Below are 20,674 nucleotides of genomic sequence, written 5' to 3'. Positions count from 1 at the left end.
GTCCGGCGAACAGAATTAGAAGGGGCTGGGCATGGCGTTGCTGCTGGGAGTGGACACGGGCGGAACCTACACGGATGCGGTGCTGATCCGCGACGAGAAGGAGGTGATCGCCTCAGCCAAGTCGCTGACCACGCGCCAGGATCTGGCAATCGGCGTCGGCGGCGCGATCCGGGCGGTGCTGGAGCAGTCCGGGGTGCAGCCGCAGGAGGTGTCGCTGGCGGCGCTGTCCACCACTTTGGCCACCAATGCGCTGGTCGAGGGCCAGGGCGGCCGGGTGGCGCTGATCTATATCGGCTTTAAAGAGGACGATCTGGACCGGCACGGGCTGCGGGACGCGCTGAAGGGCGATCCGGCGCTGGTGATCGGGGGCGGCCACACCCATGCGGGCAGCGAGGCGGCGCCCCTGGACACGGAGGCGCTGGAGATGTTCCTGCGCACCGAAGGGCAGGGGGTGACCGGCTTTGCCGTGGCCAGTGTTTTTGCCACCCGCAATCCGGCGCATGAGGTGGAAGCGGCGCGGATCATCCACGAGCTGACCGGCGCGCCGGCCACCTGCTCGCATCAGCTGTCGGCCAAGCTGAACGGGCCCAAGCGGGCGGTGACGGCGGTGCTGAATGCCCGCCTTATCGGCATGATCGACCAGCTGATCGGGCGGGCGCAGGATACGCTGCGCGATCTGGGGATCGAGGCGCCGATGATGGTGGTGCGCGGCGACGGCGCGCTGATGAGCGGCGAGCAGGCGCGCGAGCGGCCGATCGAGACCATCCTGTCCGGCCCCGCAGCCTCTATCGTCGGCGCGCGCTGGATGACCGGGGCGGACCATGCGCTGGTCAGCGACATTGGCGGCACCACGACGGATGTGGCGTTGATCAAGGATGGTAAGCCGGCGATTGATCCGGCGGGCGCGCGGGTCGGGGCCTTCCGCACCATGGTGGAGGCGGTGGCGATGCGGACTACGGGCCTGGGCGGTGACAGCCAGGTGCATCTGAACACCAGCGGGCTGTCGGGCGGGCTGACCCTGGGGCCGCGGCGGGTGGTGCCGGTTTCGCTGATTGCCGCTGACGCGCCGGAGGTGGTGCATGCGGCGCTGGATGAACAGCTGCGCAATCCCACCGTGGGCGAGTTTGACGGGCGCTTTGTGCGGGCGGTGCCGGGAGTGCCGGTGGCGGGGCTGAGCGAACGCGAGGCCGGGCTGCTGGCGCGGATCGGGATGCAGGTGCATCCCCTGGGGCAGATCTTGCGCACCCGGATGGAGCATGGCTCCTTAGGCCGGCTGGTGGACCGCGGGCTGGTGCAGGTTTCCGGCGTGACGCCCTCGGATGCCAGCCATGTGCTGGGCCGGGTGGAGGCCTGGGACCGGGAGGCGGCAGAGAAGGCGCTGACTCTGTTTGCACGGCGCCGGGTGGGCAGCGGCGACATGGTGGCCAAGGACGCGGAGGCATTGGCGCAAATGATCATTGATCAGCTGACAGAACAGACCGCATTGACCTTGTTAGAGTCTGCTTTTGCCGAGGAAGCCGAAGATTTCGGTCTGCCTGCGGATCAGCTGGCGCGGCATGTTCTGATGCAGCGCGGGCTGGCAAAGCACCGCGGCCTGCTGGCGCTGGATGCGGCGCTGAATGTGGATGTGGTGGGGCTGGGCGCCTCTGCCCCCAGCTATTACCCGGCGGTGGGGGAGCGGCTGCATTGCAATATGATCCTGCCGGAACATGCCGGCGTGGCGAATGCCATCGGTGCTGTGGTGGGGCGTGTCACCATGCGGCGCAGCGGCACCGTGACGTCGCCAGCAGAGGGTAAGTACCGGGTGCATTTGGAGAGCGGGCCAGTGGATTACCCGGAGTCCGGCGACGCGTTGACGGCGCTGGAGGCGGCGCTGGCAGGCGAGGCCCGCAGCGCGGCGGAGGATGCCGGCGCCGAGGATATTCACGTGCATGTGGAGCGGGATATCCGCACCGCGCAGGTGGAATCGCGTGAGGTCTTTGTCGAGGGCACTCTGACGGTGGAAGCCAGCGGGAGGCCGCGGGTGGCGCACGCCTAGCGCCGGTTTCACTGAGCGGGTTTTCGGGGAAAACCCGCAGCCTCCGGCGGAGTTATTTTCAGCCAGAAGAAGCACGGATGGTTGCTGTGGATCCGGCATATGAAAAGCCCCGCCGGGGTGCGGCGGGGCTGAAAGCGTATTGTTAGAGCCTATTCAGCGGCTGCGTTGCGCTTGGGCAGCACCCAGTCGGGGCGCGCAAAATGACAGGTGTAGCCATTGGGCAGCCGCTGCAGATAGTCCTGATGCTCAGGCTCGGCCTCCCAGAAGTCGCCCACCGGCTCAACCTCTGTCACCACCTTGCCGGGCCAGAGGCCGGAGGCGTTGACGTCGGCGATGGTGTCGAGCGCCACCTGTTTCTGGTTCTCATCCGCGTAGTAGATCGCGGAACGGTAGCTCATCCCCAGGTCATTGCCCTGGCGGTTCAGCGTGGTCGGGTCGTGGATCTGGAAGAAGAACTCCAGCTGTTCCCGGAAGGAGGTGACGGCGGGGTCGAAGATGATCTCGATCCCCTCGGCATGGGTGCCGTGGTTCTTGTAGGTGGCATTCGGGACATCGCCGCCGGTGTATCCGACGCGGGTGCTGATGACGCCGGGGCGTTTGCGGATCAGTTCCTGCATGCCCCAGAAACAGCCGCCTGCCAGGACGGCGCGTTCGGTGGTGCTCATTTCACGACCTCCACTTGGTTGATATAGGCGCCATAGCCCTCGGCCTCCATGTCGTCCAGATGCACGAACCGCAGGGAGGCGGAGTTGATGCAGTAGCGCAGGCCGCCGCGGTCCATCGGCCCGTCCGGGAAGACATGGCCCAGGTGGCTGTCGCCATGGGTGGAGCGGACCTCTGTGCGGATCATGCCGAGGGTGCGGTCCTCCAGTTCCTGGATATGCGCGGCCTCAATAGGTTTGGTGAAGCTGGGCCAGCCGCAGCCGCTCTCGTATTTGTCGGAGGAGGCAAACAGCGGCTCGCCCGAGACGATATCGACATAGATGCCCGGCTCCTTGTTGTTCAGCAGCTTGCCGGTGCCCGGCCGTTCGGTGCCCGCGTTCTGGGTCACATAGAACTCTTCCTCCGACAGCGCGGCAATGGCGTCCGGGTTTTTGAAGTATTTGGTCATGGTGTCCTCCCGCCTGTTCGCGTTTGCTGCAGAACATGGGGTCTGGATGGTCAAATGCAAAGCCCTGTTACAGGCGGCTCGCAAAGCCGTGTGCTGAGGAACGCCGGGTGTGCCTTCAGGCGGCGAAGGCGCCGGCCAGTTCCGCCGGCAGTTCGAATTCGCTCAGCACCCGGGCGCGGGCCTCTGCCGACATCTTGCGGGCGGTTTTTTCGACGATGCGCTGCACCTTGTCTGCAGGGTGTTTGGCGGCGAAGGGGGCAAAGTACCATTTCAGGAAGACAAAGCAGATGATGTCTTCCAGCGCCTGCACCTGATCATCGCGCTTGATGCCTTCTTTGCGCAGCATCTTTGCGGCGGCGTCCACGTCATCGGCGCCATAGCCTGCGTCCTGCATCAGGGCGGTGACCACTTCGGCGTGGTGCTCTGCCTCGGCCTTGCGCCAGGCGAGATAGCCGGCCCGGCCTTCGGGGAAGGCGCTGCGCTCCAGTTTCCAGCGTTCCACATGCTGGCCGCGGGCGGTGATCTGCAGCACCTCGGCTGCGTCCGGGAACAGGCGGGCCTGTTCTGCGCTCATCCGCTGGCCATAGAGCAGCGCGGCAGGCTGGCCGTCTTCCAAGGTGGGGTCCTGGGCATTGGCGGCGTCGATCGCCTCCAGCACCTGGGTCAGTTGCGCGCTCATGCCGCGTCCTCCTGCTAAGTCTTTGAAACAGGTTACGCTTGAAGGGCTGCGGGTTGCAACGGGCCTGCACGCCGTCAGGCGTGCCGGGCCCAAGGGGCAGGAACGGGCGTCAGCCCGGTTTTGCCGCGCGGGAGGGCTCTGCTGGCGGCGGGGCGGGTTGCCGCGCCAGTTGCACGGCCAGGATGCCAGCGGTGACGATGGCCACGCCGAGCAGGTCGAGGGGGCCGAGTTTCTCACCCAGCAGCACACTGGCGACGGCGACGCCGAACACTGGGTTCAGGAAGTGGAAGGTGGCGGCGCGCACCGCGCCGATGCGGTTCAGCAGCAGAACCCAGATGAAGGTGGCCATCAGTCCCGGCACGATGGTGGTATAGGTGAAAGCCGCGGCCAGGCGCCAGGTGGGGGTGACAAAGATGTCCTCGGTCAGCGGCGCGGCGATGAACAGGATGGCGGAGCCGACCAGCATCTGCAGCCCGACCACCATCATGAAATTGCCGCCCGAGGTGGCGCCGCGCAGGGCAAGCGTTGCGGTGGTGAGGGCGAGGACGCCAATGACGCAGAGACCAACGCCCAGCATATCGACGCCGGCGCTGAGGCGGGTGCCCATGATCAGCGCCACACCCAGGATGCCTGCGGCCAGCCCGGCGTAACCCAACGGCCGCAGCCGCTCGCCAAACAGCATCCAGCCCGCCAGCGCCACCAGGAGCGGCATGGTGGAGGCGATGATGGCGGCCAGGGACGCCTCGATCCATTGCATGGCGACAAAGTTCAGGCCGAGGTAAAGCGCGTTCTGGCAGATGCCGAAGATCACCGTGGCGCGCCATTGGCCGGGGGTCAGCCGCCAGGTCTGGCCCATGGCGCGGGCAATGGCGACGCCGATCAGGCCGGAGATCAGGAAGCGCACCGCCAGCGAGAACAGCGGCGAGGCATCCTGCACGATGATCCGGGCCGAGGTGAAGGCGGAGGACCACATCAGGGCAAAGGCCAGCCCCATGGCAATTGCGCGTGCGTCCATCGTGAATTCCTCCTGCTGCGGCGGAGCTTCGGGGAATTGGCGGGGGAGTGCAAGCGGGCTGATGCTGGTGGTCAGCCCAGCCGGGCCACCAGAATCTGCCAGCTGGCAGCGCCGAAGGCGGCGGCAAAGACGGCCTCAAAACCGCGGCGCAGGCGCAGGTACAGGCGGCTGGCGGCGGCGCTGGAGAACAGGATCGCGTAGCCGTGGAAGATCAACGTGCTTTGCACCGCGATGGCGCCGATCACCACCAGCAGCACCGAGGGTTCGGTGCCGGGGGGGATGCCGATGGCATAGACAGAGCCGAAGAACAGGATCGCCTTGGGGTTGGTCAGATGCAGCGCCAGCCCCTTGGCAAAGGCCGCACGCAGCGAGGCGGCAGACGAGGGGCGCAGGTCCGGCGTGCCGGGCCGGAGGGCAGAGCGGGCGGAGCGGATGGCGAGATACATCAGGTAGGCCGCACCGAAATAGCGGACCGTCTCGAACATCCAGGCGTTGGCCAGCATCACGGCACCGAGGCCGAAGGCGGCGGAGACCGACCAGATCAAGGAGCCGGTGCTGACCCCGGCTGCCAGCGCCAGCCCGGCAGCACGGCCGCGCTGCATGGAGGTGCCGGCGATGGTCAGGGTGGCGGGGCCGGGGCTGACGCCGGCCAGCAGCGCGGCACCCAGGATCAGGATCAGATTGACGTTTTCCATGGCTCGGCTCCCTTGCGCTTTGGCAGCAGCGTGCGCCTCTGGGTGGGGCTTTGCAATCAGGAACGATGCGCTGGCGGGCGAACTGTCAGCTGGGACTGCTGCGGCAAAAGAAAAGGGCCGCCCGGCGGGGCAGCCCTGAAACCATCCGGCATGTGATCCGGTATCAGCCGTTGACGCTGTCTTTCAGCGCTTTGGCGATGGTCATCTTGACCACCTTGTCGGCTTCTTTGGTGAACTTCTCGCCGGTGGCCGGGTTGCGCACTTCGCGCTCGGGGCGCTCGCGGCAGTAGATCTTGCCGACGCCCGGCAGAGTCACGGCACCGCCGCCCGACACTTCGCGGGTGATCAGCGAGCAGACTGCTTCCAGCGCGGAGCCAGCGGTTTTCTTGTCGCTGCCCATTTCCTCTGCCAGAGCGGCAACAAGCTGGGTTTTGGTCATCGGTTTGGACATTCTTCGTCTCCTTAAACTGCCCGAACTGTGGGGCCTCATTGCGCGACATTATCGTTATGTTGTGGGACAACACAACTTCTTGTGTGCGCTGGAGGCAGTAAAACAGGCATTTTTTCGGGGAAATCTGCGATTTTCGCCCTTAAAGGAAGGCTGTTTCGTCGAACGAACGCAGTTTCCGGCTGTGCAACCGCTCCAAAGGCATACCGCGCAGGCGTTCCATAGCTCTTATGCCGATTTGCAGGTGCCGCGCAACCTGGGTGCGGTAAAAGTCCGACGCCATGCCCGGCAGCTTCAGCTCACCATGCAGCGGTTTGTCGGACACACACAGCAGCGTGCCGTAGGGCACCCGGAAGCGGTAGCCGTTGGCGGCGATGGTGGCGCTTTCCATGTCCAGCGCGATGGCGCGGGACTGGGACAGGCGCTGCACCGGGCCGGACTGGTCGCGCAGTTCCCAATTGCGGTTGTCGATAGTGGCGACGGTGCCGGTGCGCATGATCCGCTTGAGGTCGTAGCCTTCGTATTCGGTAATCTCTGCCACGGCCTCCTCCAGTGCCACCTGGATCTCCGCCAGAGCCGGGATCGGAGTCCAGACCGGCAGGTCGTCGTCCAGCACGTGGTCCTCGCGGAGGTAGCCATGGGCGAGGACAAAATCCCCCAGCGCCTGGGTGTTCCTGAGGCCGGCGCAATGGCCGACCATCAGCCAGGCGTGCGGGCGCAGCACCGCGATGTGGTCGGTGGCGGTCTTGGCGTTGGAGGGGCCGACGCCGATGTTGACCAGGGTGATGCCGCCGCCGTCCTTGCGTTTGAGATGGTAGGTGGGCATCTGCGGCAGTTTGCCGTTTTCCGGGATCTTTGCCGCGGCGTCGGTGATTTCGTGATCGCCGGTGCTGACAAAACTGGTATAGCCGCTGTCCGGATCGGCCAGCTGGGCGCGGGCATAGGCTTCGAACTCGGCCACATAGAACTGGTAGTTGGTGAACAGAACGTGGTTCTGGAAATGCTCCGGGCTGGTGGCGGTGTAATGGCTGAGCCGGGCCAGCGAATAGTCGATGCGCTGGGCGGTGAACAGCGCCAGCGGTCCGGTGCCGTTGGGCGGCTGATAGGTGCCGTTGACGATGTCGTCATTGGTGGTCGACAGATCCGGCACGTCAAACACGTCGCGCAGGGTGAACCCCGCCGCACCGTCCTGCGGCACCGTGAGGTCGGGCCGGGAGGCGACCGCGAAATGCACCGGGATCGGAGTGTCCGAGACGCCGATGGTCACCGGCTGGCCGTGGTTGCGGATCAAGAGGGTGATCTGCTGGATCAGGTAATTGCGGAACAGGTCCGGCCGTGTCACCGTGGTGGCATAGGTGCCGGGCGCGGAGACATGGCCAAAGCTGAGGCGGCTGTCCACCTGGGCAAAGGTCAGGGTGGAAAAGCGGATCTCCGGGTAATAGGCACGGATGCGCTGGTTGTCCGGCGCGCCGTCGGCCATAGCGCGGGTGAATTCCTCGCAGATGAAGCCGGTGGCCTGTTTGTAGAGCAGATTCAGCCGGTCTACTGCCTCGGTGGCGTCATTGAAGCTTTCGTCCGGCGGATGGCCGGGATGTTTTGTTGTTATCATTGGGCAGGCTCGATTACCGGGATTTTCTGGAATGTGCGCACGTCGACAAGGCCAAGGTCGGAGATCCTCAGTTCCGGGATCACCACCAGCGCCAGCAGCGAGTGCTGCATATAGGCGTTGTTCAGGGTGCAGCCGCAGGCCTGCATCGCCTCCACCATCACCTGTGCCTTGGCGGCGACCTCGGTTGCAGGGCTGTCGGACATCAGCCCGGCGATCGGCAGTTCGATCAGCGCCAGTTCCTGCCCGTCCCTGTAAATGGTGACGCCGCCGCCCACCTGCGCCAGCCGGTTGGCGGCCAGCGCCATCTGTTCGCGGTCGGTGCCGACCACGATCATATGGTGGCTGTCATGCGCCACGGTGGAGGCCATCGCCATCTTGCTGCTGTAGCCGAAGCCGGAGACAAAGGCGTTGGTGACGCCGCCGGTGGCGCGGTGGCGTTCCACCAGCGCGATCTGGCAGACGTCGCCGCTGCCCTCGACCAGGCCATCCACCACAGGCAGCTCTGCCTGCAGCGCCTTGGTCGGAGCCTGGTTTTCGACCACGCCGATCACATTTGCAGTCACCGCATTGGCGCCTTGGGGCGCAGTGAGTTCAAAGTCCTGAGATGTCAGTTCATGGCCCAGATGCACGGTGCCGCGGGCGCTGGCGGGCCAGTCATAGTGCGGGCAATCGACCTTGATAGAGCCTGATTCTGCCACGATCTGCCCGCGGGCGATCACCACTTCAATGGGCAGTTCGGTGAGGTCCGAAGTCAGGATCACATCAGCCCGGCGGCCCGGGGTGATGGAGCCGATCTCGCGCTCCAGCCCGAAATGGGTGGCGGTGTTGATGGTCGCCATCTGCAGTGCCACCACGGGATCGCAGCCACAGGCAATGGCGTGGCGCACCACCCGGTTCATATGGCCGTCGTTGACCAGCGTGCCGGAGTGGCAGTCATCGGTGCAGAGGATGAAGTTGCGCGGGTCCAGCCCTTTCTCGGTGACGGCGGTGATCTGGCTTTCGACGTCATACCAGGCAGAGCCGAGCCGCATCATCGACCGCATCCCCTGGCGCACCCGGGCAATGGCATCGGCCTCGCAGGTGCCTTCGTGGTCATCGGCCGGGCCGCCGGCCACATAGGCTGCGAAATCGGGGCCGAGGTCGGGGGAAGCATAATGGCCGCCCACCGTCTTGCCTGCGCGCTGGGTGGCGGCGATTTCGGCCAGCATCTTGGGGTCGGCATTGGCGACGCCGGGGAAGTTCATCATTTCACCGAGGCCAATGATGCCGGGCCAGTTCATCGCCTCTGCCACATCTTCGGGGGTGATTTCATGGCCCGTGGTCTCCAGCCCCGGCGCCGAGGGCGCGCAGCTGGGCATTTGGGTGAAGATGTTCACGGGCTGCATCAGTGCCTCGTCATGCATGTAGCGCACGCCGTCCAGGCCCAGCACATTGGCGATCTCATGCGGGTCGGTGAACATCGACGTAGTGCCATGCGGGATCACCGCGCGGGCGAATTCCGCGGGCGTCAGCATGCCGCTCTCAATATGCATGTGGGCATCGCACAGCCCCGGGATCATATAGCGGCCGCCCGCCTCGATGATTTGCGTGTCCGGCCCGGTGCAATAGGAGGCATCCGGCCCGACATAGGCGATGCGGCCCGCCTTGATCGCAATATCATGGCCCGGCAGCTGCTCTCGGGTGTGGACGTTGACCCAGATGCCCTGCCGGATCACCGTGTCAGCGGGCGCGCGGCCGGCTGCTACTTCGATCAATTGCGGGGCGGAGTCGGGCCAGCTCGGAAAAATGTTTTCTGACATAATCCAATTGTTCCGATTGCGGGCGGGAAGGCAAGCGGATTGCTGGCTTTGCCATCAAAGCTTCATGCGGGCGGTGGAAAGGCGCCGAAGACTGACGTGTTTGGCATTGCCGCCGGGCCGCAACGGGGCAACACTGGCCTGTATGGATTACGAAAAAACAGATGCCGACAGTTTCGGCCGTTCCCTGCGCGGGATCGGGATCAATCTGCTGGTGCGTAATGTGCCGGCAGAAATTGCCTTTCTAGAGACTGTTTTTGTCATGAAGGGCCATCAGGTGAGCAAGGATTTTGCCATTGTCACCTATGGCGATCAGGTGTTTCAGCTGCACAGCGACGGCACCTATGCGGAAAATCCGCTGCTGGGGCTGCTGCCGGAAAACCCGCCGCGCGGGGCTGGGATTGAGATCCGGCTCTATGACATTGACCCGGATGCGGCTGTGGCGCGGGCGGATGCCGCGGGTTTCACCATTCTGCAGGCGCCCGCGGACAAGCCGCATGGCCTGCGCGAGGCCTATATCCTGTGTGAAAACGGCTATGCCTGGGTGCCGAGCCGGCCCAAGGGGTAAGGGCTGGGAATTCCTCCCCTTTCCCCCCGCCCAAGGCCGGTCCATGCTAGGCGGAACTATTTGGATGCCGCGAGGGACCGCTGATGCACGCCATTGCCGATACAACCGCCCTGGTCGAGGAGGGTGTGCTGACCCCGGATCAGGCCCGCGCCATCGAGGTGCGTTCGCGCGAGGTGATGGTCTCGCTGGCGGTGAATGCAATCCTGTGTTTCGGCATCATCGCGGCAACGGCAGGCTTCATTTTCTGGCTGGCCGACCCCCTGGCGGTGGCGGTGACAGGCGTATTGATGCTGGGCGGTGGTCTGGCGGTGCTGGCGCGCGGCGGCGAGACGCTGCGGATGTTCGGCAATTCCGCCACCCTGATCGGCGCGGGCATGCTGATGGGCGGTGCCGGGATTGAGCTGGTGGACAAATACGAGGACATCGCCGGCTGGGTGATGCTGCCCGCAGGGGCGCTGGTGGCGCTGATCTGCACCTGGCGCTGGCGGCACGGGGCCTGGTCTGCGGGCTTTGTGCTGGGGGCGATCCTGCTGATGGGGCTGGCGATGCATCTGGCGGGGATCGAACTGCTGCTGCAACAGTATGAAATCGGCTCGCCGTTGCGTAACCTGGCGTTGCTGTATTATGCCGCGGCGCTGGCCCTGACCGGCTGGCAGGTGGACGTGCGGTTTGTCACCGCGCTGGCAATTGCGCCCTTTGCCCAGATGCTGGAGACCGGCACCAGCTATTTTCACGCGGCCTATGTGTTCTATTCGCCGGAATCGACGCTGACGATCCTGCAGATGGTGCTGCTGATCGTGCTTTGCGTCTGGGGCGCGTCCCGGCTGGCGGAGCGCGATGCCCGGCACCTGCGCGTTCTGGCGATCCTGGGGTTTGTGGTCGCAAACCTGTGTGCGCTGGTCGGCTCCTTGTGGGGGGACGTGGTGGGTGAAACCGTCTGGGGGCCGGGCCGCTACAGCGATGGTTACCAGGACTGGGAGGCCTATGCCGCCGCGCGCGATGCCTTCCGCGACAGCGCGCTGTTCATCTCCGAAAACGTCTATTCCGTGCTTTGGGCAGCCGTGCTGGCGGCGGTGATCTTCTGGGCGGCGCAGCGGCACCAGCGCGGGCTGTTCAATGCGGCGCTGACCTTTGCCGCGATCCACGCCTATACCCAGATGTTCGAATCCTTCGCAGATGAGCCGCTGGCCTATGTGATCGGCGGTCTGGCCGCGATTCCGTTGGCCTGGGGGTTGTGGCGGCTGAACCAGTGGATGGCGGCCAAGCAGGCCTAACCGGTGCTGCGCAAGCTGCGCGGGGTGGTCCCGAACTCTTCCTTGAAGGCCCGGGTCAGCGCGCTTGGGTCGTCGTAGCCGCAGCGCAGGGCAATTTCGGAAACGCTCAAAACAGTCTCTAACACGAGCTTTCTGGCCTGTATCAGCCGCAGCCGCCGGTAGACCGCTTGCGGTGTCGCCCCCAGCTCCGCCTTCATCCGCGCCTCCAAGTCCTTCTGGCTGCGGCCTGCCTTTCTGGCCACGGCAGCGATGGGCAGGGGCGTTTCCAGATTGGCCTGCATCACCGCAACCGCGCGGGCAACCGATTTGCCGCGCACCAGGATCGGGTCCTGGGTTTCGGTTGCCTCAGGCGCCATGAACAGCGTGGCAACCTCCAGCCGCAGCGCGGCGCCATGCTGGTCTCCGATCAGCTCCATCATGGTGTCAAAAGCGGCGAGCGCGCCGGTGCAGGTGATGCGGTCGCCGTCCCGGACCTGACGGGCGCGCTCTGCCTGAACCTCTGGGAAAGCCTCAGTAAAGCGGTCCAGTTCCTCCCAGTGGATGGTGGCGCGCCGTCCGTCCAGCAGACCGGCCTGCGCCAGCAGCCAGGCGCCGGTATCAAAACCCGCCAGCACCCTGTAGCGGTGCGAAGCCGATTTCAGCGCCCGGGCAGTGGCCACGGTAGCATGGCGCAGGAAGTCATAAGACGGTATCGCAATCAGCAGATCGCCGCTGCAATCACCCAGTTTTCCATGCGCCCGCACCTCCATCCCTGAGGACGACACCGCAGGCCCGCCGTCCAGCGTCAGGAACCGCCAGGCGTAAACCTGACGGCCCGAGAAGGTATTGGCTGCGCGAAGCGGCTCCACCGTGTTGGCCAGGCAATGGGCGGAAAAGGCATCAAACAGCAGCACATCCAATTGCTGCGCCGCAGCGGCATCTTTTGTCCAACTTCGCATGATTATTTCTAACCTTGCATGATGAACGCGTGCAAGCGGCGTAATCTGATCCGCAACAGATTTGCCGAAGGAAGACCGCCATGCAGTTCGGGATGACCGAAGAACAATCGATGATCGTGGAGACCACCCGCGCCTTTGTGGAAAAGGAGCTCTATCCGCATGAGGCGGAGATCGAGCGCACCGGCCACCTGGACATGGACGTGATCCGCGATGTGCAGAAGAAGGCGATGGAAGCCGGGCTTTATGCCGCCAACATGCCAGAGGAAGTCGGCGGCGCCGGTCTCGATACCCTGACCTGGCTGATGTATGAAAAGGAACTGGGCCGCGCCAACTATGCGCTGCACTGGACCGGCGTGGCGCGGCCGTCGAACATCCTGCTGGCGGGCACCGAGGAGCAGAAAGAGAAGTACCTCGTGCCGTGCATGAAGGGCGAGAAATGGGACTGCCTGGCGATGACAGAGCCGGATGCGGGATCGGACCTGCGCGGCATGAAGGCAACCGCGCGCCAGGACGGTGACGACTGGATCCTGAACGGCACCAAGCATTTCATCAGCCACGCCGATATCGCCGATTTTGCCATCTGCTTCATGGCCACCGGGGTTGAGGACACCCCGCGCGGGCCGAAGAAAAAGATCACCGCCTTTTTCGTCGACAAGGGTACGCCCGGTTTCGAGGTGCGCGACGGCTACGGCAACGTCAGCCACCGCGGCTATACCAATGCGGTGCTGGAATTCGACGACTGCCGCCTGCCGTCCTCGGCCATTCTGGGGGAGGTCGACAAGGGGTTTGAGGTGGCCAACACATGGCTGGGCGCCACCCGGCTGCAAGTGGCCGCGACTTGCCTGGGCCGCGCCGAACGGGCGCTGCAGCACTCGATCGAATACGCCGCCGAGCGCAAGCAGTTCGGTCAGCAGATCGGCAAGTTCCAGGGCATTTCCTTTAAACTCGCCGACATGGCGTTGGAGCTGAAGGCAGCGAACCTCTTGACCTGGGAAGCCGGCTGGAAATTCGACCAGGGCACCGTCACCGAGAGCGATATGTCGATGGCCAAGCTGAAGGCGACCGAGATGCTGGCCTTTGTCGCCGATGAGGCGATCCAGGTTCACGGCGGCATGGGCCTGATGGATGAGCTGCCGCTGGAACGCATCTGGCGCGACGCGCGGGTCGAGCGTATCTGGGAAGGCACCAGTGAAATCCAGCGGCACATCATCAGCCGCGAGATGCTGCGCGCCGTCGGAGGCTGATCCATGACCCAACCCGGGAAACCAGTTGTTACCATTACCTACTGCACCGGCTGCAACTGGCTGCTGCGGGCGGGCTGGATGGCGCAGGAGCTGCTGCAGACCTTCCAGGACCAGCTGGGAGGAGTGACACTGGTTCCCGGAGATTTGGGCGGGATCTTTGAGATCCATGTTGACGAGGAGCTGGTCTGGGAACGCAAACGGGACGGCGGCTTTCCGGATGTGAAAGAGCTGAAGACCCGCGTGCGAGACCGGATTGACCCGGACCGGGATCTGGGCCATCTCGACCGGCCGGCACCTTGAAACCCAGCAGTTCTTTCGCCTTCGGCGAGGATATTTGAAGGCCAGAAGAAGAATGAAACCAGATCCAGCCCCCGGAGGGCAACGCCGCAACCGGGGGCCTTCTCCTGGCGCGGTCATCGGCGTCCCCGCCTGTACCGCGCAATCAGCGTTGCCGATTCTGGTTAATGAAACCCTACCTTTCTTCTGGCTCAAAATATCCCCGCCGGAGGCTCCCGAACTCTCAACCAGCGGAACCGCCAGAAAATGACACGCGACCTTTCCCGCCTTTTCCGTCCTAAAACCATTGCTGTGATCGGCGGCGGCGCATGGTGCCGCCAGGTAATCGAGCAATGCCAGAAGATGGGGTTCGAGGGCACCATCCGGCCCGTCCACCCCAAGGCCGAGGAGGTCGCAGGCCTGCCTGCCTTCAAGGACGTGGACAGCCTGCCGGAGGCACCTGATGCGGCGTTCATCGGGGTGAACCGCTTTGCCACGATCGAGGTGGTGCGAGCGCTGTCGGCGCGCGGTGCTGGCGGGGCAGTGTGCTTTGCCTCGGGGTTCCTGGAGGCTGCTGCCGAGGACGCAGAAGGCGCCGGTCTGCAGGCGCAGCTGCTGGAAGCGGCGGGTGAAATGCCCTTCCTTGGCCCTAACTGCTATGGCTTCATCAACTACCTGGATGGCGCGCTTCTGTGGCCGGATCAGCATGGCGGACAGCGGGCCGAGAAAGGCGTGGCGCTGGTCACCCAAAGCTCCAACATCGCCATCAACCTGACCATGCAGAAACGCGGCCTGCCGCTGGCCTATGTGGTCACTGCCGGCAATCAGGCGCAATCCGGCATTGCCGCAATTGGCGAGGCGCTGCTGGAAGATGACCGTGTCACCGCGCTGGGCCTGCACATCGAGGGCTTTGGCGATCTGCGCGCCTTTGAGGCTTTGGCCGCGCGGGCGCGCGAACTGGGCAAGCCGGTCATCGCGCTGAAGGTCGGCAAATCGGCTGAGGCCCAGGCCGCAACTGTTTCTCATACCGCTTCGCTTGCGGGCGGTGACGCGGGGGCTGGGGCTTTGCTCTCACGTCTTGGCATTCCGCGTCTGGATGACCTGCCCTCCTTCCTGGAGACGCTGAAGCTGCTGCATGCGGCGGGGCGGCTGCCCTCGAACAGCATCGCAACCATCAGCTGCTCCGGCGGGGAGGCAAGCCTGGCGGCGGACACCGGCCATGCACGGAAGGTGGAGTTCCCGCCTTTGAATGACCGCCAGAAAACGGATCTGCGCGCGGCACTCGGCCCGATGGTGGCGCTGGCCAATCCGCTCGACTACCACACCTATATCTGGCGCGACACCGAGGCGATGACCAAGGCGTTTGCCGCGATGATGGATCCGCAGCTGGCGATGACAATGCTGATCGTGGATTTCCCGCGCGATGACCGCTGTGATGCGTCGGACTGGGAATGCGCCATTCAGGCCGCGATCGGTGCGCATCAGGCCACCGGCGCCAATGTTGGCCTGGTGGCAACCTTGCCGGAACTGCTGCCGGAGGACGTGGCGGCCCGGCTGATGGATGCGGGCGTGGTGCCCTTCTGCGGCCTTAGCGAAGCGATTGCCGCTTGCGAGGCGGCCAGCATGCCGTTGCCGGACGGGCCTGCGCCTTTGCTGCTGCCGACCCCGGTTGTAGAGCCCGATCTGGTGCCGGAAGCCGAAGCCAAGTGGCAGCTAGCGAGCTATGGGCTGCGCACTCCGCGCTCCAAACGGGCGGCTTCTGCCACCAACGCCCGCGCGGTGGCGGTGGACGTCGGCTTCCCGGTGGTGCTGAAGGGCGAAGGCGTTGCGCATAAGACCGAGGCGGGGGCAGTGGCGCTGAACCTGAATTCCGGCCAGGAAGTCAGCGACGCCGCCTTCAACATGCCTGCGCAGCGTTTCCTGGTGGAGGAGATGGTCACCGGCACGGTGGCAGAACTGCTGATTGGCGTGGTCAAGGATCCGGCGCATGGCTTTGTCATGACGCTGGCGGCGGGCGGCACCTTGACTGAGCTGATGGAGGACAGTGCCTCTTTCCTGCTGCCGGCTTCGGATTCGGAGGTTGAGGCGGCAATGAATTCGCTTCGGGTTTCCAAGCTGCTGGACGGCTACCGCGGCGCGCCTTCGGCAGACCGCGAGGCGATCCTGCGCGCCATCCGGGCGGTTGAGGCCTATGTGATGGAAAACGCACTGGGGCTGGAGGAGATCGAGATCAACCCGCTTTTGTGCACACCTTCGGATGCGGTGGCAGCGGATGCGCTGATGCGCAGGAAATACTAGGGCTTCAGCCCGGAAATGGTACGGCATGGCAGATGCCAGGAGGAGATGACATGAGCGATAACCCCGTAAAGACCCGCCGCGATGGCGCCATTCTGGAAGTGACGCTGGACCGGCCCAAGGCCAATGCCATCGATCTTGCGACCAGCCGGGTGATGGGCGAAGTGTTCCGCGATTTCCGGGACGACCCGGAATTGCGGGTGGCGATCCTGACCGGCGGCGGCGGGAAGTTCTTCTGCCCCGGCTGGGATTTGAAGGCTGCGGCTGACGGCGATGCGGTGGATGGCGACTACGGCGTTGGCGGCTTCGGCGGGTTGCAGGAGCTGCGCGACATGAACAAGCCGGTGATTGCAGCGGTGAACGGTATTGCCTGCGGCGGCGGGCTGGAGCTGGCGCTGTCGGCGGATATGATCATCGCCGCCGATCACGCCACCTTTGCGCTGCCGGAAATCCGCTCCGGTACCGTGGCGGATGCGGCCAGCGTGAAGCTGCCCAAGCGCATCCCCTATCACATCGCCATGGAGCTCTTGCTGACCGGGCGGTGGTTTGATGCCGAAGAGGCCAACCGCTGGGGGCTGGTGAATGAGATCGTGGCAGCGGACCAGCTGATGGACCGCGCCTGGGAGCTGGCGCGCCTCTTGGCCTCCGGCCCGCCGCTGGTCTATGCGGCGATCAAGGAGATCGTGCGCGACGCCGAGGACAGCAAATTCCAGGATGCGATGAACCGCATCACCCAGCGCCAGCTGGCCACCGTGGATGTGCTTTATGGATCCGAGGACAACCTGGAAGGCGCCCGCGCCTTTGCCGAAAAGCGCGATCCGGTCTGGAAGGGGCGCTGACGCAGCGCGCCGCCAGGCGCGCTGCCGGGCCCAAGGCTGCAGGTAGCTCCGCAAGTGCTGCTGAAAGACGCGGGACATCTGCAGATGCCCCTGCTCAGTTGGGCCCGGCGCCGCGCTTTGCGCGGCGTTTTCTTTCCGCTGAGAAGCTCTTGAGGAGCAGGTTTGCTCCTCAAGCAGCCAGTTCGGGTGTATGACCCGGCATCGCCGCCTCAAGGGCAAGCCGCGCTTGCCGCGCGGAGGCTGCGCCTCCCTTGACCCGGCACTGACGGGACAGAGTCACACTTTCTGAAACAGCGCAATCAGCGCGGTGTCGTCCTTGTGATCCCCGGTTGCACGGTCACCGTAAATCCGCACTTGCGGCAGGGTCAGGTTCTTGATCCAGTGCCCGCGCTGCAGCCGGTCGAAAGTTTCGGGGAATCCTGCCTTCTGGTAGAACTTCGCGTTTACTGACAGGGCGAACCAGGCATCGGGTGCCGCAACCCGCAGCAGGGCGGGCAGGACTTCCGGGCCGAGATGGCCATGGGTGAAGGTGCCGGAGGAGACCACGCCGCTGTAGGATCCGCGCGGCACCGGAATGCCGTCCAGCAGGTCAGCCTCGATCACATCGCGGTAGGCGTCCTTGCGCAGGGCTTCGGCCAGCATGGCGGCGCTGATGTCGGTGGCGTCGACAGGCTCAACCCCGAAGGCCCGCAAGGCCTGGCCGCAAAGGCCGGTGCCTGCGCCGACATCCAGAACCGGGCCCTGCCCTCCGGCGGCGGCAAAAGCCTTGGCGGTTGATCCGGGCAGGCAATAGCCCTGCCCGGCAGCGAAATCCTGATCGTATGTGCTGGCCCAGCCGCCGTACAGCCGCTTGGAATCGGCAGCCGTCCGCAGGGCGTAGGCCTCTGAAAGTCCGGGTTTCTGATTGTCCATGCGCGCCATCAAAAGGCGGATGGGGATTCGAATCAACCCTTGCGCCCGGGGCATCGCCGGCGCATCTAAGAGACATGAGAAAAACGCTGCTTTGTCTTGGATTTGGCTATACCGCGCGGGCGCTTGCGCCGCGCCTGCTGGCGCAGGGCTGGCGTGTCATCGGCACCTCCCGTGAGCCAATGGAGGTTGATGGCGTGGAGATGATCACCTGGCCCGGGCAGGACGTGCCGCTGGACGGGGTGACGCATATCCTGAACTCGATCGGGCCAAATGCCGGAGGGGATCCGGTGCTGGCTGCGCTGGGGAATCAGATCGCTGCCGCGTCCGGGCTGGAATGGGTTGGCTACCTTTCCACAACTGCTGTTTACGGCCATCATGATGGCGCTTGGGTGGACGAAGACACGCCTGTCTCACCCTCCAGCCAGCGCGGCGACTGGCGCGCCCTGGCAGAGGCCCAATGGCAGGCGATTCCCGGCCTGCCGCTGCATATCTTCCGCCTGGCGGGCATCTACGGCCCTGGCCGCGGACCCTTTGCCAAGCTGATGGTGGGCCGGGCGCGGCGGATCGTGAAGCCGGGCCAGGTGTTTTCCCGTATCCATGTCGATGACATCGCCCAGGTGCTGGCGGCCTCCATCGCGCAGCCCCGCCCCGGCGCCATCTACAACGTCTGCGACAACGACCCGGCGCCGCCGCAGGACGTGCTGGGCCATGCGGCAGAGCTGCTCGGCCTGCCGGTGCCGGCCGAGGTGCCCTTTGACGAGGCCGGCATGACGCCGATGGCGCGCAGCTTTTATGGCGAGAACAAGCGGGTCAGAAACCGCCGGATCAAGGACGAGCTGGGGGTGGAGCTGCTTTACCCGACGTATCGCGAGGGGCTGCGGGCGGTGCTGGAGGCCGAGGATATGGAGAGCTTTGTGCCGCCGGCCGAGCCGCCGGGGGTGTGAATGCGTTGACTGGACCCGTTCAGTTGGCCTCCAGTCTGACGATGACGGAAATTAAGCCCGCTTCTCGCCAATCGTAGCGACATCCAGCACCTCCAGAACCTTCGCCTCAATCTGGGGCGCATTCATCGCCGCGACCTCATACATATCCGCAGGGCTGGCCTGGTCGATGAAGGTGTCGGGCAGCACCATGGAGCGGTACTTGAGGCCGCCGTCGAACACGCCTTCCTCGGCCAGAAGCTGCGCCACGTGGGAGCCGAAACCGCCCACGGCACCCTCTTCGATGGTAATCAGCGCCTCGTGATCCGCGGCCAGTTGCAGGATCAGATCGCGGTCCAGCGGCTTGGCAAAACGGGCGTCTGCAATCGTGGGCGTGATGCCTTTGGCAGAGAGCGCCTCGGCAGCTTTGCGGACCTCACCCAAACGGGTGCCGAAGGACAAGAGCGCCACGCGCTTGCCCGCCTGGATCATCCGGCCCTTGCCGATTTCCAGCACTTCCGGGGTCTCCGGCATCTCGACGCCTTCGCCCTCGCCGCGCGGGTAGCGGAAGGCAATGGGACCGTCGTCATGGGCGGCCGCGGTGGCAACCATGTGCACCAGTTCGGCCTCGTCGGCGGCGGCCATCACCACCATGCCGGGCAGGTTGGTCATGAAACCGATGTCGAAACTGCCTGCGTGGGTGGCGCCATCGGCGCCGACCAGCCCGGCGCGGTCGATGGCAAAGCGTACCGGCAGGCGCTGGATCGCCACATCGTGCACCACCTGGTCGTAACCGCGCTGCAGGAAGGTGGAATACATCGCGCAGAAGGGTTTCATACCGCCCGCCGCCAGCGCTGCGGCGAAGGTGACGCCGTGCTGTTCGGCAATGCCGACATCGAAGGTGCGCGAGGGGTAGCGTTCGGCCATCAGGTTGAGGCCGGTGCCATCGGGCATTGCTGCGGTGACGGCGCAGATTTTGTCGTCCTTGGCGGCCAGTTTCACCAGTTCATTGCCGAAAACCGAGGTGTAGGAGGGGGCGTTGGAAGGGGCCTTCTTCTGCTCGCCGGTCACCATGTCGAACTTGGCGGTGGCGTGGCCCTTGTCGCGGGCGGCCTCTGCCGGGGCGTAGCCCTTGCCCTTTTTGGTGAGGACGTGGATCAGGATCGGGCCGGTTGCCCGCGCCTTGACCGTGCGCAGGACCGGCAGCAGCTGGTCCATGTCGTGGCCGTCGATGGGGCCGAGATAAGAGAAGCCAAGTGCCTCGAACATGGTGCCGCCTACCGCCATGCCCTTGAGCATATCCTTGGCGCGCTTGGCGCCTTCGCGGAAGGGTTCGGGCAGCAGCGAGACGGCGCCTTTGGCGGCGGCCTTCAGCTCCTGGAACGGCTCGCCCGCGTAAAGGCGCGACAGGTAGGAGGACAGCGCACCCACGGGCGGGGCGATCGACATTTCATTGTCGTTCAGGATCACAATCAGCCGCTTGCCCAGATGGCCTGCGTTGTTCATCGCCTCAAAGGCCATGCCTGCGGACATCGAGCCGTCGCCGATCACCGCGATGGCATCGCCGTTGCCCTCGGGGATCACACCGCCCAGGTCACGCGCCACGGCGAACCCAAGTGCTGCGCTGATGGAGGTGGAGCTGTGGGCCGCGCCGAAGGGGTCGTACGGCGACTCGGAACGTTTGGTGAAACCGCTGAGCCCGTCCTTCATCCGCAGGGTGCGGATGCGGTCGCGGCGCCCCGTGAGGATCTTGTGCGGGTAGCACTGGTGGGAGACATCCCAGATCACTTTGTCGCGCGGGGTGTCGAACACGGCGTGCAGCGCGGTGGTCAGTTCCACAACGCCAAGGCCCGCGCCCAGATGGCCGCCGGTGACCGAGACGGCGGCAATGGTTTCCTGCCGCAGTTCCTGCGCCACCTGCACCAGTTGCGCATCCGTCAGCCCCTTCAGATCCGCGGGGCGCGTGATCTGGTCCAGAAGCGGGGTCTTGGGCCGGTCGGACATGGTGTCTCCTTGG

At 65.0% G+C, this 20,674-nt stretch carries 19 protein-coding genes; 8 read left to right on the top strand and 11 right to left on the bottom strand.

From position 1 onward, the window contains the following. Nucleotides 1–31: 31 nt before the first annotated feature. Complete coding sequence (locus tag ACXAHG_RS06675) at nucleotides 32–2,038, top strand: hydantoinase/oxoprolinase N-terminal domain-containing protein (RefSeq protein WP_475056489.1); 2,007 nt, start codon at nucleotides 32–34, stop codon at nucleotides 2,036–2,038. A 149-nt stretch (nucleotides 2,039–2,187) separates the two neighbouring features. Here ACXAHG_RS06675 and msrA read toward each other — a convergent pair whose 3' ends face one another. From msrA to ade, 8 genes are all read right to left on the bottom strand, one after another. Beyond that, nucleotides 2,188–2,703 carry a peptide-methionine (S)-S-oxide reductase MsrA gene (msrA, locus tag ACXAHG_RS06670; RefSeq protein WP_475056487.1) on the bottom strand — a complete coding sequence of 172 codons (516 nt, stop codon included), beginning with the start codon at nucleotides 2,701–2,703 and terminating at the stop codon, nucleotides 2,188–2,190. Then, a complete protein-coding gene (gene msrB, locus ACXAHG_RS06665; protein WP_475040070.1) occupies nucleotides 2,700–3,149 on the bottom strand; it encodes a peptide-methionine (R)-S-oxide reductase MsrB in 450 nt (149 codons plus the stop codon). Before msrB ends, msrA begins: the two co-directional genes overlap by 4 nt. A gap of 115 nt (nucleotides 3,150–3,264) precedes the next feature. Then, nucleotides 3,265–3,828: a DUF4202 domain-containing protein gene (locus tag ACXAHG_RS06660; RefSeq protein ID WP_475056486.1), complete on the bottom strand. Its 564-nt coding sequence runs from the start codon at nucleotides 3,826–3,828 to the stop codon at nucleotides 3,265–3,267. 109 nt (nucleotides 3,829–3,937) lie between these two features. Then, nucleotides 3,938–4,843: a DMT family transporter gene (locus ACXAHG_RS06655; RefSeq protein WP_475040068.1), complete on the bottom strand. Its 906-nt coding sequence runs from the start codon at nucleotides 4,841–4,843 to the stop codon at nucleotides 3,938–3,940. A gap of 71 nt (nucleotides 4,844–4,914) precedes the next feature. Continuing rightward, nucleotides 4,915–5,538: a LysE family transporter gene (locus ACXAHG_RS06650; RefSeq protein ID WP_475056485.1), complete on the bottom strand. Its 624-nt coding sequence runs from the start codon at nucleotides 5,536–5,538 to the stop codon at nucleotides 4,915–4,917. Between the two features lie 163 nt (nucleotides 5,539–5,701). Next, nucleotides 5,702–5,989 carry an HU family DNA-binding protein gene (locus tag ACXAHG_RS06645; RefSeq protein WP_008553440.1) on the bottom strand — a complete coding sequence of 96 codons (288 nt, stop codon included), beginning with the start codon at nucleotides 5,987–5,989 and terminating at the stop codon, nucleotides 5,702–5,704. Between the two features lie 139 nt (nucleotides 5,990–6,128). Next, complete coding sequence (locus ACXAHG_RS06640) at nucleotides 6,129–7,595, bottom strand: AMP nucleosidase (RefSeq protein ID WP_475040066.1); 1,467 nt, start codon at nucleotides 7,593–7,595, stop codon at nucleotides 6,129–6,131. Then, on the bottom strand, nucleotides 7,592–9,394 hold the full coding sequence (gene ade / locus ACXAHG_RS06635) for an adenine deaminase (RefSeq protein ID WP_475056483.1): 1,803 nt from the start codon (nucleotides 9,392–9,394) through the stop codon (nucleotides 7,592–7,594). Before ade ends, ACXAHG_RS06640 begins: the two co-directional genes overlap by 4 nt. Nucleotides 9,395–9,536: 142 nt before the next feature. Between ade and ACXAHG_RS06630 the strand changes: the two genes are divergently transcribed. Continuing rightward, a complete protein-coding gene (locus tag ACXAHG_RS06630) occupies nucleotides 9,537–9,959 on the top strand; it encodes a VOC family protein (protein ID WP_475056481.1) in 423 nt (140 codons plus the stop codon). 83 nt (nucleotides 9,960–10,042) lie between these two features. Beyond that, a complete protein-coding gene (locus tag ACXAHG_RS06625) occupies nucleotides 10,043–11,233 on the top strand; it encodes a hypothetical protein (protein WP_475056479.1) in 1,191 nt (396 codons plus the stop codon). Here the strand turns inward: ACXAHG_RS06625 and ACXAHG_RS06620 are convergent. Continuing rightward, nucleotides 11,230–12,171 (bottom strand): GlxA family transcriptional regulator, encoded by a 942-nt coding sequence (locus ACXAHG_RS06620; protein WP_475056478.1) that lies wholly within the window; start codon nucleotides 12,169–12,171, stop codon nucleotides 11,230–11,232. The genes ACXAHG_RS06625 and ACXAHG_RS06620 overlap by 4 nt on opposite strands. Nucleotides 12,172–12,251: 80 nt before the next feature. On the opposite strand from ACXAHG_RS06620, the gene ACXAHG_RS06615 reads away from it, so the two are divergent. From ACXAHG_RS06615 to ACXAHG_RS06600, 4 genes are all read left to right on the top strand, one after another. Further along, nucleotides 12,252–13,415, top strand: coding sequence for an acyl-CoA dehydrogenase family protein (locus tag ACXAHG_RS06615; RefSeq protein ID WP_475040061.1), 1,164 nt, complete (start codon nucleotides 12,252–12,254; stop codon nucleotides 13,413–13,415). A 3-nt stretch (nucleotides 13,416–13,418) separates the two neighbouring features. Next, on the top strand, nucleotides 13,419–13,715 hold the full coding sequence (locus tag ACXAHG_RS06610) for an Rdx family protein (protein ID WP_475040060.1): 297 nt from the start codon (nucleotides 13,419–13,421) through the stop codon (nucleotides 13,713–13,715). 243 nt (nucleotides 13,716–13,958) lie between these two features. Then, nucleotides 13,959–15,989 (top strand): acetate--CoA ligase family protein, encoded by a 2,031-nt coding sequence (locus ACXAHG_RS06605; RefSeq protein WP_475040059.1) that lies wholly within the window; start codon nucleotides 13,959–13,961, stop codon nucleotides 15,987–15,989. Nucleotides 15,990–16,039: 50 nt separating this feature from the next. After that, nucleotides 16,040–16,825, top strand: coding sequence for a carnitinyl-CoA dehydratase (locus tag ACXAHG_RS06600; RefSeq protein ID WP_475040058.1), 786 nt, complete (start codon nucleotides 16,040–16,042; stop codon nucleotides 16,823–16,825). Between the two features lie 276 nt (nucleotides 16,826–17,101). Here ACXAHG_RS06600 and ACXAHG_RS06595 read toward each other — a convergent pair whose 3' ends face one another. Then, nucleotides 17,102–17,737 carry a class I SAM-dependent DNA methyltransferase gene (locus ACXAHG_RS06595; RefSeq protein WP_475056477.1) on the bottom strand — a complete coding sequence of 212 codons (636 nt, stop codon included), beginning with the start codon at nucleotides 17,735–17,737 and terminating at the stop codon, nucleotides 17,102–17,104. A gap of 74 nt (nucleotides 17,738–17,811) precedes the next feature. Between ACXAHG_RS06595 and ACXAHG_RS06590 the strand changes: the two genes are divergently transcribed. After that, nucleotides 17,812–18,681 (top strand): SDR family oxidoreductase, encoded by an 870-nt coding sequence (locus tag ACXAHG_RS06590; protein WP_475056475.1) that lies wholly within the window; start codon nucleotides 17,812–17,814, stop codon nucleotides 18,679–18,681. A gap of 51 nt (nucleotides 18,682–18,732) precedes the next feature. Here the strand turns inward: ACXAHG_RS06590 and dxs are convergent, their stop codons facing one another. Further along, nucleotides 18,733–20,661 carry a 1-deoxy-D-xylulose-5-phosphate synthase gene (dxs, locus tag ACXAHG_RS06585; RefSeq protein WP_475056473.1) on the bottom strand — a complete coding sequence of 643 codons (1,929 nt, stop codon included), beginning with the start codon at nucleotides 20,659–20,661 and terminating at the stop codon, nucleotides 18,733–18,735. Nucleotides 20,662–20,674: the final 13 nt, after the last annotated feature.

The sequence above is a fragment of the Leisingera sp. ABD4_442 genome, assembly GCF_056160905.1.
The sequence above is the reverse complement of the archived record's forward strand: the minus strand, read 5'-3'. Positions and strand labels throughout refer to the sequence as shown.